The sequence below is a fragment of the Kitasatospora sp. NPDC101155 genome, assembly GCF_044768305.1.
Classification (GTDB): domain Bacteria; phylum Actinomycetota; class Actinomycetes; order Streptomycetales; family Streptomycetaceae; genus Kitasatospora.
This window is the reverse complement of record NZ_JBIWPN010000032.1, coordinates 13,846-28,982: the sequence shown is the minus strand read 5'-3', so window position 1 is coordinate 28,982 and position 15,137 is coordinate 13,846. Positions and strand designations below refer to the sequence as shown.

The following is a 15,137-nucleotide window of genomic DNA, read 5'->3' as shown; positions in this document are numbered from 1 at the left end:
CTCCAAGGGCTTTCTGATCGGTGCGGAAGGACGCCCCGGGCCGGCTCAGCGGCTCTCGACGCGCATCATGCTGTTGACCGCCCGGACCCGGCTCAGCCCCGCGACCGCCTCGACGGTCGCGGCCAGAGCGGCGTCGGTGGCCCGGTGCGTCACCACGACGAGGGAGGTGCCGGCCGGTCCGTGGTGCTGGCGGAGGGTGTCGACGGAGACCCCGTGCTCGGCGAAGACCGTCGCCACCGCGGCGAGCACGCCGGGCTCGTCCTCGACGTCCAGGTCGAGGTGGCAGCTGGTGACCACCTCGCTCATCGGCCGTACGTCCAGTTGCCGGTAGACCGTCTCGCCCGGCCCGGTCGTCCCGGCGAGCCGGTTGCGGCAGGCGGTGACCAGGTCGCCGAGGACGGAGCTGGCGGTCGGCGCGCCGCCGGCGCCGGGCCCGTAGAACATCAGCCGGCCGGCCGCGTCCGCCTCCACGAAGACGGCGTTGTAGGCGCCGCGGACCGAGGCCAGCGGGTGGTCGAGCGGGATCATCGCCGGGTGGACCCGGACGGTGACGGACTCGCCGTCCGCGCCGCGCTCGCAGATGGCCAGCAGCTTGACCACGCTGCCCATGGCCCGGGCGCTGGCCATGTCCGCGGCGGTCACGCCGGTGATGCCCTGGACGAAGACCTGGTCGGCGGTGACCCGGGTGTTGAAGGCCAGACCGGCCAGGATCGCGGCCTTCGCCGCGGCGTCGTGGCCCTCCACGTCGGCCGTCGGGTCGGCCTCCGCGTAGCCGAGCGCGGTGGCCTCCTTGAGGGCGACCTCGTACTCCTCGCCGGTGGAGTCCATCTTGTCCAGGATGAAGTTGGTGGTGCCGTTGACGATCCCGAGCACCCGGGTCACCCGGTCGCCCGCCAGGGACTCCCGCAGCGGCCGCAGCAGCGGGATCGCCCCGCCGACCGCGGCCTCGTAGAAGAGGTCCGTCCCGGCCTCCCGGGCGGCCCGGTGCAGTTCGCCGCCCTGGGCCGCGATCAGCGCCTTGTTGGCGCTGACCACCGAGGCGCCGTGCGCGATCGCGCTGCGGATCAGCTCGCCGGCGGGCTCGATGCCGCCGATCGCCTCGACCACGACGTCGATGTCGCCCCGGGCCACCAGGGCCGCGGCGTCGGTGCCGACCAGTTCCTCGGGCACCCCCGGCCGGAGCCGGTCGGCCCGCCGGACGGCGATGCCCACCAGTTCCACCGGCGCCCCGATCCGGGCCGTCAGGTCGTCCTGGTGGAGCGCGAGATGCCGCGCCACCTCGGTGCCCACGACGCCGCATCCGAGGAGAGCTACTTTGAGTGTGCGCATCTTTCCGACCCCGTTCTGCTGTGGAAGCTGTTGTTGTCGCAGCCGTTGTTGCCGCAGCCGTTTTGTCGCAGCCGTTTTGCCGCAGCCGCCGGCGCGGTCGTTGCCAGTGCCGTGGTTCTCGGTCGGTGGGGGCGGGGCCCGGGCCGGGCGGAGCGGATCGCGCCCGCCCGGCCCGTGCCCCGCCTGGTCAGGCGAGCAGTGCTGCCAGCGCCTCGACCGTCGGTGTCCGGAAGGCCTGGTTGAGGCGCAGCCGGACACCGGTGGACTTGCGGATCTCGCCGATCACCTGGGCGGCCAGCAGGGAGTTGCCGCCGAGTTCGAAGAAGTCGTCGGCGACGCCGATGCCGGCCTCGGGGAGGTTCAGGAAGCGGGCGAACAGCCCGACGAGCAGCTGCTCGGCCTCGCCCCGCGGCTCCCGGCCGGTCCGCACGGCGGCGGTCCCGGGCCGCGGCAGGGCGGCCCGGTCCAGCTTCTCGTTGGGCGTCAGCGGCAGCTTGTCGAGCTGGACGAAGGCGGTCGGCACCATGTAGTCGGGCAGTTCGCGGGCCAGCCGCTCGCGCAGCCGCTCCGGATCCGGTACCACCCCGGCGGCCGGTACCAGGTAGGCCACCAGCCGCTGGTCGCCCGGTACGTCCTCGCGCACGATCACGGCGGCCTGGCCCACCTCGGGCTCGCGCAGCACGGCCGACTCGATCTCGTCGAGCTCGACCCGGAAGCCGCGGATCTTCACCTGGTGGTCGATCCGGCCGAAGAACTCCATCATCCCGTCGGCCCGCCAGCGGGCCAGGTCGCCGGTGCAGTACATCCGCTCGCCGGGGACGAAGGGGTCCTCGACGAAGCGCTCGGCGGTCAGGTCGGGGCGGCCGAGGTAGCCCTCGGCCAGCTGGACGCCGGCCAGGTACAGCTCACCGAGCACACCGGGGGGTACCTGGCGGCGCTGGTCGTCCAGGACGTACAGCCGGGTGTTCCAGACCGGACGGCCGATCAGCACCGGCCCGGGCGCCGGGTTGCGCGGGCAGAACATCGAGGTGACGTCGACGGCGGCCTCGGTCGGCCCGTAGACGTTGAGCAGCCGGGCTTCCAGCACGGAGGCGAACCAGGCCTGCAGCTCGGCCGGCAGGGCCTCGCCGCCGCAGACCACGTTCCGCAGGCTGGTGCAGCCGGCCGCCTCCGGCTCCTGGAGGAAGACCTTCAGCCCCGAGGGGACGAAGTGGCAGATGGTGATGGACTCGGCGGTGATCGTCTCGACCAGGTACGCCGGGTCGCGGTGCCCGTCCGGGTCGGCGACCACGATCTCGGCCCCGGCGATGAGCGGCCAGAACACCTCGCGCACGGTGACGTCGAAGCCGGCCGGGGTCTTCTGCAGCAGCCGGTCGCCGGCGCCGAGCGGGATCTCGGACTGCATGTGGTGCAGCCGGTTGGTGATCGCCTTGTGCGCGACCACGACGCCCTTGGGGCGCCCGGTCGAGCCCGAGGTGTAGAGCACGTAGGCGGGGTTGTCCGGGGTCAGCGGTGCCAGGCGGTCGGCGTCGGCCGGGTCGGCCGGGTCGGCCTGCGCCAGGTCGCGCCGCGTCGTCTCCTCGTCCAGCACCACCAGGCGGGCCTCGCTGTGGACGGAGTCCACGAGCCCGGTGACGGTCAGGACCTGGGTCGGCCGGGCGTCGGAGAGCACCTGGGTGATCCGGTCGACGGGGTAGCCGGTGTCGACGGGCAGGTAGGCCGCGCCGGTCTTGACGACGGCCAGGGCGCCGACGATGTAGTCCACGGACCGGGGCAGCACCATGGCGACGATGTCGCCGCGGCGCGCGCCACCCCGGATCAGCAGCCGGGCGAGCCGGTTGGCCCGCTCGTTGAGCTCGGCGTAGCTGAGCCGGGTGTCGTGGTGCCGTACGGCGGGGCGGTCGGGGTGGACGGCCGCGCTCGCCTGGACGAGCTCGGGCAGGGTCTCGGTCGGGACGGGCCGCCCGGTGGCGTTCCAGCCCTCGATCAGGCTCCGGTCGGCGGCGGACAGCAGCTCGGTGCCGTCCGCCACGGCTACGGGGTCGAGGATGTCGGTCATGCGCGGTCTCCTGCGAGGGCGGGGAGGGTGGCGTCCGGGGTCGTGGTGGCGGAGGCGGCGGGTACGGCCAGCAGGCGGGCCACCGCCTCGGCCACCCGGTCGTCCTCCAGCAGGGCCGCGGTGGTGGTGTCGAAGCCCAGTTCCTCGCGGGCGTGCGGGGCGCCGGGGCTGGAGCCGGCCGAGGTCAGCGCGGTGGCGGCGGCCCAGCCGGGTTCGGGCATCTCCCGAGCCGCCGTCAGGTAGCGGACGTAGGAGCGGAAGAGGTCGAGCAGGTCCTCGCTCTCCTCCTCGTCCAGTCCGAGCCGCTCGAAGGCCTCGCCGGCCGCGGCCTCGTAGACCGCCGTGATGCCCGCGGCGGCGGCGCCGAAGTCGGCGCCCCCGGCCGCGCGGGCCGCCTCGGCCTTCGCCCGGTACTCGGCGCGCTCGGGCTCGGACAGGATGGTCATGGTGTCGAGCGTCTTCAGGAAGTCGCGCAGCACGCTGCCGTCGTCGACCGGCTCGGGGTCGAACAGCAGCACCTGCGGGCGGAAGCCCTGCCGCTCGGCGAGGCGGTCGGCCAGTTCGCCGGTGAAGACGCCGCCGACGCAGTAGCCGAGCACCGCCTCGACCGGACCGTCCACCGGCGGCCGCTGCCACGCCCGCAGGTAGTCCTCGGCGCAGGCGGTGGCACCGGGGCCGGTCTCCGGCTGGACGGCGTGCCAGAGCGTCAGACCGGCCAGGGCCGGGTGGGCGGCCAGCTCGTCGAAGGTGGCCTCGGGCCGACCGGTGGCGTCGTAGTCGACGGCGAGGACGGTGCGGCCGCCCTCGCCGTCGCCGATCCGGCGCCACGCGGGCTGCGCGGTCACGACCGTACCTCCAGGGCCTTCAGCAGCTCGGTCTCCTCGGCGTCGGTCAGGCCGGCCTTGCGGTCCCGGTCCGGGCCGAGCCGGAGCTCGTCGGCGAGCACGTCGCGCAGGGTCTCCTCGGCGGGCCGGGGGCGCAGGCCCGCGGCGAGCGCCTTGGTGTTGTCGTGGGCGCAGAACCCGGCGTCCTCGTCCGGCATCCACATCGGCATCGACTTGGGGCCGCGCCAGTACTCGACCCCCTCGGCCTCCAGCACCGGGAGGGGCACCGGGACGAGCTCGGTGTCCGGGGCGCCGACCGTGGCCGCCACCCGGTCGAAGAAGTCGCCGAGGCGGTGGGCGGTGCCGACGCCGTTGAAGACGCCGCCGAGGCGCTGCTCGCCCGCGTCGACGATCCAGGAGGCCAGGTCGCGGACGTCCAGCCACTGGGTGATCTGGTCGGCGGCGTCGGGTACGGCCACCCGTCCGCCGCGGGAGATCCGCGCGGGCCAGTAGCCGAACCGGTCGGAGACGTCCCCGGGGCCGACGATCAGCCCGGAGCGGACGACGAACGCCCGCTCGCCCAGCTGCTCCAGTACGGCCTGCTCACTGGCGGCCTTGATCGCCCCGTACAGGTACGGGTGCTGGATGCGCTCCTCGGGCGGGGCCTCCTCGGCGATCGGCTCGTGCAGCCGCGCGCTCTCGTTCTGGCCGGCGGTCACCGCGTCGGCGTAGACGTTGATCGAGGAGACGAAGGTCCAGTGGCCGGCGTCGGCGCCGACCGCGCGCAGGGCCTCCAGCACCCAGCGGTGCGACATGGTCGCCACGTCCACCACCGCGTCGAACTGCTCACCGGCCAGCGCCCGGACGCCGTCCGGCTCGTTGCGGTCGACCTTCACCAGCCGCGCCCCGTCGGGTACCCGGCCGGAGGTGCCGCGGGCGGCGCAGACCACCTCGTGGCCGCGGAGCAGGGCCTCGGCGGCCACGGCGTGCGAGAGGAAGACCGTCCCGCCCAGTACCAGGAGCCTCATGCCGTCATCCCCGTGATCGGGCAGACGCCGGCCGGGGCCCCGGCGGCGGCCTCGGTGGCGTCGGGGGCCTCGACGATCTCGACGGCCTCGGCGGGCGCGGTCCGCGTGACGTCGGTGCGCGGCAGGCGGCGGCGGTAGCGGATCGGCAGCGAGGCCAGGCCGCGGCTCACCGAGTTGTCGTACACCCAGTCCAACTCGCCTTCCGGGACGGCGAGTTCGATGCCCTCCAGGCGGCGCAGCAGGGTCGGGAAGACCAGGTGGCCCTCCAGCCGGGAGAGCGGCGCGCCCGGGCAGAAGTGCGGGCCGTGGCCGAAGGTGAGGTGGCGGTTGTTCTTGCGGGTGATGTCCAGCGCGTCCGGGTCCTCGAAGACCTTCGGGTCGCGGTTGGCGGCGGCGATCAGCAGGTGGACGAAGGCCTCCTTGCCGATCTCCACCCCGGCGATCTCCATGTCCTGGGCGGCGACCCGGAGCGTGCCGCGGTAGCTGGGCGCCTCGTAGCGCAGGAACTCCTCCACCGCGGAGACGACCAACTCCGGGTTCTCGCGCAGCAGTTCCAGCTGGTCGGGGTGGCTGAGCAGGGCCGACAGGCCGTTGCCGATCAGGTTGGTGGTGGTCCGCTGGCCGGCGATGATGACCAGCGACATGGTCGAGGCGATCTCGTCGGTGGTGAACACGTCCTCGTCGGCCGCGCGCAGCAGCTGGCTGACCAGGTCCTCGCCGAGGTCGGCGCGGCGGGACTCCAGCAGGTCCAGGAGGTACTGCTCGTACCTGGCACTGACCTCCTTGAGCCGGCGGTTCTCCTCCTCGGTGTGGTACGGGGCTCCGCCGAGGATCGGCGCCCAGCTGTAGAGCATCGCCCGGTCCTCGATCGGGACGCGGAGGTACTCGAAGATGACCATCACCGGAAGCACCCGGGCGAACTCCATCAGGTCGACCTCGCCCGACTCCGGGAAGGCGTCGATCAGGTCGTCCGCGATCTCCTGGATGCGCGGGCGCAGCGTCTCCATCCGGCGCGGTACGAAGGACTTGCTGACCAGCTTGCGCAGCCGGGAGTGGTCCGGGGCGTCGGCGATCAGCAGGTTGCGGGACTGCACCGGGCTGGCGTCCAGCAGCTGGTCGCGGAACCACTTGGGGGCGTTGTCCAGCGACTTGGAGATGCGGCCGTCGCCGAAGGCCTTCAGCGCCAGGTCGTAGTCGGCGACGATGTACGCCTCGGCGCCCGGCGGGTGGTTGATGCCGCGGACCGGGCACTGCTCGCGCAGCTGCGCGTAGGTGGCGTTGCGGTCGGCCAGCGGGTCGGTGAAGAACTCCGGGGGGAGGATCTCGGAGGGGCCGCCGGCTACGGCCGCGCCGCCCTGGTCGAGGGTCTGGTCGATGGTGTCTGTCATGGTCCGACTCCTGCGTGTCGAAGGGGCGGTGGGGAAGCCTCAGGAAGTGATCTCGTCGAGGGGGCGGAGCGTGCGGACCCCGCGGGTGAGGGTGGGCAGCGTGCCCAGCGCGGCGGTGACGGCGACCGCGACGAAGACCCAGAACGAGCCCCCGGTGTCGAAGATGGCGCCGACGGCCAGGACGCCGATCGGCGAGGCGATCATCGAGGTGAAGACGATCGCTCCGAGTACGCGGCCCTGGATGTCGTCGGGCACCAGCTTGGCCGCGTAGGTGAGGAACAGGGCGCTGATGATCGGGCCGCGGACGAAGACGCAGGCGACGATCACGCCGAGCGGGACGACGCCGGGCACCACGGCCAGCAGCAGCGCGGCGATCGGGCCGATCCCGTAGCCGACGATGAAGACCAGCGGCGGGGGCGTGCGCTTGATGACCTCTCCGGCCACCAGCGAGCCCAGCAGGCCGCCGGCGCCGGCCAGGGCCAGCGTGACGCCGGTGAACCCGTCGGAGGCGCCGCGCTCCTTGGCGGTGGCGATCACCGCCAGGAAGATCCCGGTGGTGTTGAACGCCATGTTGGACAGCGTGATGCTGATCATCAGCGGCCGCAGGACGGGGTGGCGGAAGAGGAACCGGAAGCCCTCCATGGTGCCGCGGCCGGCCGTGCCGGTGGCGGGCTTCTGCGCGGTCGGCACCTTGACCAGCATCAGCAGCAGGTTGGAGACCAGGAAGGCCACCGCGGCGCCCACGAAGGGCAGCGCCCGGGCCACGCCGAACAGCCAGCCGCCCACCGGGGGCCCGGCGGTGATCGCGCCGAACCAGCGGATCTGGTTCTGCGCGGTCGCCTCGGTCAGTTGGGACGGGCGGACCAGCTGCTTGATCAGCGCCATCTGGGTCGGCATCGAGATGCCGAAGCAGGCGGCGGAGACCAGGGCCACGGCGAAGGTGACCGCGATCGGGACGGTGCCCACCGCGATCATCCAGCAGAACGCCCCGAGCAGGACCGCCCGGACGGTGTTGCAGAGCACCAGCAGCCGGCGCCGGTCGAAGCGGTCCGCCAGGGTCCCGCCGACGATCGACAGCAGGCCGGTGGCCAGCAGTTGGGCCGAGCCCACCGCCCCGGCGTAGGACGCCGAGCCGGTGGTGGCCAGGACCAGCAGCGGGTAGGCGATGTCCGCGGACTGTTCGGCGACCGCCGCCAGGGTCTCGCTCACCCAGAAGGCCTGCCAACTGCGGTTGCGCAGCAGCGAACCGCGGTGCGCCTCCGGGTCCTCGGCCACGGCCTCCGGGGCGGGCTCGACGGCCGGGACGGGCTCGGTGGCCGGGGGTGCGTCATCGATCGCCATCGTGTTCTCCCTCCGTCGGCGACGGCTCGACCGCCGCGGCCGCGTGGACGAGCGCCTCGGACAGCTGACCGGCGAGCCGGCCCACCAGCGGCGGCCGGAGCATCGACCAGTGGTCGCCCGCGACCGCCCGGACCCGCAACCCCGCGGTGTACATGGCGCGGATCCGGCGCTCCAGGCGGTCCGCTCCGGCCCGGTCGGTGTCGACCTTGAAGACCAGGACGGGGCAGGCCGCCGGCCGCGGCCGGTAGCGGGACAGCAGCCGGAACTTGTCCAGCAGCAGCCGGCGCAGCGCCGGGTTGCGCCGGACCGCCCGGCCGGAGGCGCCGAGGCCGAGGAACGCCCCGCCGACCAGGCGGGCGTGGCCCAGCAGGAAGTCGGGCGTGGCACCGAAGGCCTGGCCGGGCCGGCCCGGCAGGTAGGAGTCCAGGCAGACCAGCAGGTCCACCACGGCGCCGCGGGCCTTGAGCCGGGTCGCCATCTCGTGCGCCACGACCGAGCCGAAGGACCAGCCGCCGAGGGTGTACGGGCCCTCGGGCTGCACCGCGAGCAGGGCCTGGACGTGGTGGGTGGCGATCTCCTCGATCGTCCCCCGTCCGCTCTCCCCGTCGACCGGCTCCAGCACCACGACCGGCCGGTCGGTCTCCAGGGCCTGCGCCAACTCCCGGTAGCTCCAGGCGGATCCGGCCGCGTCGGCGACCAGCAGGACGGGCCGGCCGACGCCCTCGCGCAGCGTGACGGCGCCGACCAGCGGGGCCGGTCCGGTCAGCGCCCGCTGCTCCTCGGCGAGCGCGAGCAGTCGGCCGAAGGTCGCCTCCCGCATGAACTCGGCGGCCACGACGGAGACTTCGGCCTGCTCGCGCAGCCGGCTGAGCAGCGACAGCACGGTCAGCGACTCCCCGCCCAGGGCGAAGAAGCCGTCCTCGTCGCGCACCGACGCCACGCCGAGGGTGCGGCACCAGAGCCGCTCCAGCAGCGGGCGCAGCGCGTCCGGGTCGTCCGGCGCGGCGGCCCCGGTTACGACGGTGGGCGGCTCCGGCTCCACCTCGGGGTCGTCCTCGGCGAACGGGTACCCGGGCAGCGGGACCAGCGCGGGGCGCGCGCCGTCGGCCGTCAGGGGCGGCTCCAGGACGTCCAGTCCGCGCTCCCAGAGCGCGCCGAGCGCCCGCAGCAGCCCGAGTTCGCCGTCCTCGGCCCGGCCGAGCACCGGCACGGCCGCCCGGGTGCCGTCCCAGTCCGGGCTCCAGCGCAGGGCGCTCAGCATGGTGGCGCCGGGGCCCAGTTCGAGGAAGGTGTCGCAGTCGGAGTCGAGCAGGGTCGCCATGCCCGCGTCCAGCAGGACGGGCCGGCGGACCTGCGAGGCCCAGTACTCGGGGGTGGTCACGGCCGCCGGGTCGGCGAAGCCGCCGGAGACGTTGGAGACCAGCCGGACGGCGGGCAGCTGGGCCGGGATCCCGGCCACCAGCTCGGTCAGCCGGTCCGCGACCGGCACGAGGATGTCGCAGTGGGCGGCCCGGTCGACGTTGAGCACCCGCAGGTCCAGCCCGTCGAGGGCGTCCCCGTCGAGCAGCTCGGTCATCTCGGCGGCCGGCCCGGACAGGACCACCCCGCCCCGGGCCACCATGGAGACGGCGATCCGCCCGTCCAGCGGGACCCGCGCGGCCACCTCCGCCGGCGGTGCGTTGACCGCCACCATCCGGCCCGGTTCGGTGGCGCGCAGCGCGATCGCCCGCTCGTGCACCAGCCGCAGCGCGTCCTCCGGCGCCCAGACGCCGGCCACGGCGGCGGCCGCGTACTCGCCGGCGCTGTTGCCGAACATGGCGGCGGGCTTGACGCCCCACTCCTTGAGCTGGTGGCCCAGCGCGTAGCCGAGCGTGAACAGCCCGACCTGGTGGTGGACGAACTCGTCGAACCACTCGGCCGGCGCGGCCTCGCCGGCCACCAGCGGCGAGAGGTCGAGGCCGAGGCCGGCGGCCGAGGCGCGCAGCTCGTCGAAGGCCCGGGCGAAGTCCGGGAGCAGCCGGTAGGCCGCGGTTCCGGCGGGGTGGCGCAGCACCCCGTGGCCGGGGAAGAGGAAGGCGACCTTGTTGAGGCCGTCGCCGCGCACCGGTTCGGGGGCGGCGAGCAGCGCCTGGGCGGCGCTGTCGCGGTCGGCGACCGCGACGCTCTGCCGCAGCGGGTGGACCCGCCGTCCGGCGAGCGTGCGGGCGACGTCCGGCAGCTCCAGCTCCTGGTCGGCCTCCAGCCGCTCCGCCAGGCGGGTGCGCATCCGGCGCAGCGCCTCGGGGGTGTTGGCGGAGAGGGTGAGCACCCGCGGGCCGCGGTCGGCGGCGGCGCGCTCGCGCGGCGGCGCGGCCTCCAGGACGACGTGCGCGTTGGTGCCGCCGACGCCGAAGGCGCTGACGCCGGCCGTGCGCCGCTCCGGGGCCCAGGCCTGGGTCCGGGTGCTGACCTGGAAGGGGGAGGACTCCAGGTCGAGCAGCGGGTTGGCGCTGCGGAAGTGCAGGGTGGGGACGAGCTCGCCGTGTTCGAGCATCAGGACGGTCTTGATGAAGCCCGCGACGCCGGCGGCCACGCTGGTGTGCCCGATGTTGCTCTTGACCGAGCCGAGCCAGCAGGTCTGCTCCTCGGCGGACAGCTGGAACGCCTCGGTGAGCGCGGCCACCTCGACCGGGTCGCCGAGCCTGGTCGCGGTGCCGTGGCACTCCACGTAGCCGATCTGCCCGGCGTCCACGCCGGCCACCTGGTGGGCGTGGCGGATCACCTCGGCCTGGCCGGGGATCGAGGGTGCGGTGAAGCCGAGCTTCTCGGCCCCGTCGTTGTTGATCGCCGAGCCGCGGACGACGGCCGCGATCCGGTCGCCGTCGCGCAGCGCGTCCTCCAGGCGCTTGAGGACCACCACGCCGACGCCCTCGCTGGGGACGGTCCCACCGGCCTCGGCGTCGAAGGGGCGGCAGTGCCCGTCGGGCGAGAGCACCCCGCCCGGCTCGTGCAGGAAGCCCCACTCGCCCTTCGGCGAGACGGCGACGCCGCCGGCCAGGGCCACGTCGCACTCGCCGCCGAGCAGGCTCTGGACGGCCATGTGAATGGCGGTCAGCGAGGTGGAGCAGGCCGTCTGGACGGTGACGGCCGGGCCGCGCAGGCCCATCTTGTAGGCGACCCGGGTGGCGACGAAGTCCTTCTCCAGGCTGATCACCCGGGCCAGCGGGCTGAGGTCGTCGCTGGGCTGGGCGGTCCGGTCGGAGCCGGCGTAGACGCCGATCCGGCCGGGGAAGCGGGTCGGGTCGATCCCGGCGTCGTCGACGGCGGTCGCGGCGCACTCCAGGAAGACCCGCTGCTGCGGGTCGATGACGGCGGCCTCGGCCCGGGGGTAGCGGAAGTAGCCCCAGTCGAAGTTCCGGGAGCCCGCCAGGACGCCCTTGGACCCGACGAACTCGGGCCGGCGGACGTACTCCGGGTCCGCTCCGGCCTTGAGCAGCTCGTCCACGTCGAAGTGGGTGATCCCCTCGACGCCGGCGCGCAGGTTCGCCCAGAACTCCCGGACGTCCGACGCGCCGGGGTACCGGCACGCCATTCCGATCACGGCGATGGCACGGTCGGCTACCACGCCCGCCACCTCCTCTCGACGGTCCGGCCGGTCACGCGGTCGCCGCCTTGTCGGCGAGCCCGCGCACTCCGGTCGGGGTGGGGTTGAGCAGGAACTCGCGGAGCTTGAGCGTGACCCCGAGGTCCTGCTTGATCAGGCGGATCAGCTGGACGGCCGCGAGCGAGGTGCCGCCGATCCGGAAGAAGTCGGTGTCGCGGTCGATCGCGGGGATCTCCCGGGTCTGGTTGCCGGCCCGCTTGATCGCCTCGGCGAACAGGGCGGCGACGCGCTCGGTCGGGTCGGCCTCGGCGGCGGCGCCGGGCGCGGCCGCCGGCTGCGGTCGGCCGGTCCGGGCCGGGGCGGCCGCGGCGATGATGGCCTTGCGGTCCACCTTGCCGTTCGCGGTGACCGGCATCCGCTCCAGCAGCGCCCACAGCACGGGGACCATGTAGCTGGGCAGCCGCTCGGCGAGCAGGTCGCGCAGCTCGGCGGCGTCGACGGCCGCGCCCGGTACCGGGACGACGGCCCCGACGATCCGCTTGCCGGCGCTGTCGTCGTCGGTCACCACCACCACGGCGTCCTGGACGCCCGGGTGGGTGGCGAGGACGTCGCTGATCGCGCTGAGCTCGATCCGGTAGCCGCGGATCTTGACCTGGTGGTCGGAACGGCCGAGGAAGGAGATCCGGCCCCGGGTGTCGAGCCGGACGACGTCGCCGGTGCGGTAGAGGCGCTCGGGGACCTCGGCGGAGAAGTGGCCGAATCGGCGGTCGGTCTCCGCCTCGTTGTGGACGTAGCCGTCGGCCAGGCCCTCGCCCGCGGCGTAGAGCTCGCCGACCGCGCCCGGGGGGACCCGCCGGCCGCGCTCGTCGAGGACGTACACCCGGGTGCCGGGGATCGGGCGGCCGATCGGCAGCGGGCCGTCGACGTCCTCGGGGCGGCGCACCGAGTGGGTGGTGGTGAAGGTGGTGTTCTCGGTCGGCCCGTAGCCGTTGGTGATCACCAGGCCGGGGTGGCGGGCCAGCATCCGCGCCGCGTGGTCGTGCGGTACCACGTCGCCGCCGGTGAGCAGCTGGCGCAGCCCGCCGAGGCCGTCCGGCGCGAACTCGGCGACCAGGCGGAAGAGTCCGGCGGTCAGCCAGGCGACGGTGACCTCGCGCTCGACCAGGAAGGCGCCGAGCTCGGAGGGCGAGGGCAGCCCGGCCGGGTGGACCTCCAGGGTCGCGCCGGTCAGCAGCGCGCCCCACAGTTCCAGGGTGGAGGCGTCGAAGGCCAGCGGCGACAGCCGCAGCATCCGCTCGCCCGGGCCGAGGCGGACGTAGTCGACGTCCAGGACGAGCCGCAGGACCCCGCGGTGGGGGACGCTGACGCCCTTGGGCTCGCCGGTGGAGCCGGAGGTGAAGGCGATGTAGGCCTGGCGCGCGGGGTCCGCGGCGGGGTGCGCCGCGTCCGCCGCGGTCTCGGGCCGCCAGGACGGGTCCCAGGCCTCGACGACCGGGATCCCGGTGAGGGCCTCGTGCTCGCGGGCGTGCGCCGGTACCAGTGCGGCGGCGGGGGCGGCCTTGGCGGTGATCTGCCGGGTGTGCGCCGCGGGCAGGCCGAGGTCCACGCCGACGTAGGCGGCGCCGGCCGAGACCACGCCGAGGACGGCGACCGCCTCGGCGACCGAGCGCTCCAGGCCGACCAGGACGGTGTCGCCCGGTACCACGCCGGCCGCGCGCAGCAGCCGGGCCTGTTCGGCGACGGCCGCCGCGAGCTGGGTGTAGGTCAGCTCGGTGTCGCCCTCGCGGACGGCGACGGCGTCGGGGTGGCGCCGGGCGGCGGTGCGGAACGCCTCGTCCAGCGAGGTGGCGGGGACGTCCTGCCCGGTCTCGTTGAGCCGGTCGAGCAGGGTGCGGCGCTCGGGCGCCAGGCAGCGCACCTCCTCCAGGGCGGAGTCGGCGACGGCCAGTTCGGCGACGGCGGCGCGGAAGTCGGCGACGAAGGCCTCGGCCTCGCCGCGGTGCCACACCGCCGTGGCGTACTCGACGTGGCCGGCGTACGCCGGGTCGGCGTGGCCCACCAGCAGGGTGAGGTCGAACTGCGAGCCGCCGCCGTGCCCCTCCTCGACGCGTACGGCCAGGGCGTCGGTGCGCAGCCGTTCCGGCACCAGCTGGTCGTGCATGCCGAAGCAGGCCTGGACCAGCGGGTGGCAGCCGAGGGTGCGCTCGGTGCCGAGGTGGGCGACCAGCTCGTCGAAGGGCAGCTGGCCGGCGTCCATGGCGAGGGCCACCGAGTCGTGGACGGCGCGCAGGTAGTCGGCGGTGTCCGCGTCGTCGTCGACGTCGATCCGCACCGGTACCAGGTTGCCGGCCACGCCGACCAGCCGGGCCAGCTCGCTGGTCTCGCGGCCGAGCATCGGTACGCCGACCAGCAGGCGGCGGGTGCCGGTCCAGCGGCTGAGCGTGAGGCCGAACGCGCCCAGCAGGAAGGCGAACGGGGTCACGCCCAGCTGCCGGGCCCGTCCGGTCACCGCGGCGCTGACCTCGGCACCGAGGTCCAGCGGCAGCCGGTCGCCGGCCGCGTCCTGGATCGCCGGGCGCTGCCGGTCCGCGGGCAGCTCCAGCACGCTCGGTACGCCGGCCAGGTGCTCGGTCCAGAAGTTCGCCTGCCGCTCCCACTCGCCGGCCGAGCGCAGCTCCTCCTGGCGCCGGATGAGGGCGTCCAGCGGTACCGCCGGGTCGTGGTCGGCCGCTGTGCCGCCCTCCAACTCGCGGTAGTGGTCGAAGAGTTCGCGCAGCAGCAGGCCGACGGCGGTGCCGTCCAGCAGCATGTGGTGGGCGATCAGGGTGACGGCCCGGCCGCCGGCCGGGTTGCCGAAGAAGAGCAGGCGCAGCGCGGGGGCCGCGGCCAGGTCGAAGGGCTCGGCGCCGCGCTCGGCGGACACCCGCCGGACGTACGCGTCGAACTCGTCGGCGGGGCCGTCGTGCTCGACGGCGGTCAGCTGCGGCGTGACGCCGTCCAGGATGTGCCGGACCGCCTCGCCGTCGCGCTCCCGGAAGACGGTGCGCAGCCCCTCGTGGCGGCGGGCGGTGCGGTCGAAGGCCTCCTGGAGCAGGCCCTGGTCGAGCTTGCCCTCCTCGACGAAGCAGGTGAAGACCAGGTTGTACGGGGATCCGCCGGTGATGCTCTCGATCAGCCACATCCCGCGCTGGGTGTAGGACAGGGCGTCCGTCGCGGCGGTCCGGTCGGCCCCGTCACCGGTGGCCGCCGGAGTGGGTACGACGGCGGACTCCGCCGCCTCGGCCAGGACCTCGGCCAGCGGCCGGATCCCGAGCAGCTCCCGCATCGCCAGCCGCAGCCCCAGCTCCTCCTGAGCCGTTGCCGCGAGCCGCATCGCGCGCAGTGAGTCCCCGCCGAGCTCGACGAAGCTCAGCGTCCCGAGGTCCGCACCGGCCGGCTGCAGGCCGAGCACGGTGCACGCCATTTCATGAAGCGTCATCAGTTGCTCTCCAATGAGGAAGGGTTGGACGCGGCTCGCGTACCGCCCGGGGCGTGTCCGGCGGATCTTGTCGATCCCGGCAGAGACCCGCCGGACACACCCGGGGC

At 74.5% G+C, this 15,137-nt stretch carries 8 protein-coding genes; all 8 read right to left on the bottom strand.

The annotated features are described in order from the left end of the window. Positions 1-45 precede the first annotated feature (45 nt). Positions 46-1,329 (bottom strand): homoserine dehydrogenase, encoded by a 1,284-nt coding sequence (locus tag ACIRYZ_RS33235; RefSeq protein WP_402951600.1) that lies wholly within the window; start codon positions 1,327-1,329, stop codon positions 46-48. Positions 1,330-1,516: 187 nt separating this feature from the next. Beyond that, entirely contained in the window at positions 1,517-3,388 is a 1,872-nt protein-coding gene (locus tag ACIRYZ_RS33230; RefSeq protein ID WP_402951597.1) for an amino acid adenylation domain-containing protein, read from the bottom strand. Further along, complete coding sequence (locus tag ACIRYZ_RS33225; protein ID WP_402951594.1) at positions 3,385-4,233, bottom strand: hypothetical protein; 849 nt, start codon at positions 4,231-4,233, stop codon at positions 3,385-3,387. Before ACIRYZ_RS33225 ends, ACIRYZ_RS33230 begins: the two co-directional genes overlap by 4 nt. Continuing rightward, positions 4,230-5,240: an NAD-dependent epimerase/dehydratase family protein gene (locus tag ACIRYZ_RS33220; RefSeq protein ID WP_402951593.1), complete on the bottom strand. Its 1,011-nt coding sequence runs from the start codon at positions 5,238-5,240 to the stop codon at positions 4,230-4,232. Before ACIRYZ_RS33220 ends, ACIRYZ_RS33225 begins: the two co-directional genes overlap by 4 nt. Next, entirely contained in the window at positions 5,237-6,628 is a 1,392-nt protein-coding gene (locus ACIRYZ_RS33215) for a cytochrome P450 (protein WP_402951591.1), read from the bottom strand. Before ACIRYZ_RS33215 ends, ACIRYZ_RS33220 begins: the two co-directional genes overlap by 4 nt. Before the next feature lie 39 nt (positions 6,629-6,667). Beyond that, complete coding sequence (locus ACIRYZ_RS33210; protein ID WP_402951589.1) at positions 6,668-7,969, bottom strand: MFS transporter; 1,302 nt, start codon at positions 7,967-7,969, stop codon at positions 6,668-6,670. Continuing rightward, positions 7,956-11,573 carry a type I polyketide synthase gene (locus ACIRYZ_RS33205; RefSeq protein WP_402951586.1) on the bottom strand — a complete coding sequence of 1,206 codons (3,618 nt, stop codon included), beginning with the start codon at positions 11,571-11,573 and terminating at the stop codon, positions 7,956-7,958. Before ACIRYZ_RS33205 ends, ACIRYZ_RS33210 begins: the two co-directional genes overlap by 14 nt. 31 nt (positions 11,574-11,604) lie before the next feature. After that, positions 11,605-15,030: an amino acid adenylation domain-containing protein gene (locus tag ACIRYZ_RS33200; RefSeq protein WP_402951583.1), complete on the bottom strand. Its 3,426-nt coding sequence runs from the start codon at positions 15,028-15,030 to the stop codon at positions 11,605-11,607. Between the last annotated feature and the right edge of the window lie 107 nt (positions 15,031-15,137).

Coding starts and splice junctions, on each gene's coding strand:
- ACIRYZ_RS33235 (WP_402951600.1), bottom strand. CDS start 1,329: ATGCGCACACTCAAAGTAGCTCTCCTCGGATGCGGCGTCGTGGGCACC.
- ACIRYZ_RS33210 (WP_402951589.1), bottom strand. CDS start 7,969: ATGGCGATCGATGACGCACCCCCGGCCACCGAGCCCGTCCCGGCCGTC.
- ACIRYZ_RS33200 (WP_402951583.1), bottom strand. CDS start 15,030: ATGACGCTTCATGAAATGGCGTGCACCGTGCTCGGCCTGCAGCCGGCC.
- ACIRYZ_RS33215 (WP_402951591.1), bottom strand. CDS start 6,628: ATGACAGACACCATCGACCAGACCCTCGACCAGGGCGGCGCGGCCGTA.
- ACIRYZ_RS33230 (WP_402951597.1), bottom strand. CDS start 3,388: ATGACCGACATCCTCGACCCCGTAGCCGTGGCGGACGGCACCGAGCTG.
- ACIRYZ_RS33220 (WP_402951593.1), bottom strand. CDS start 5,240: ATGAGGCTCCTGGTACTGGGCGGGACGGTCTTCCTCTCGCACGCCGTG.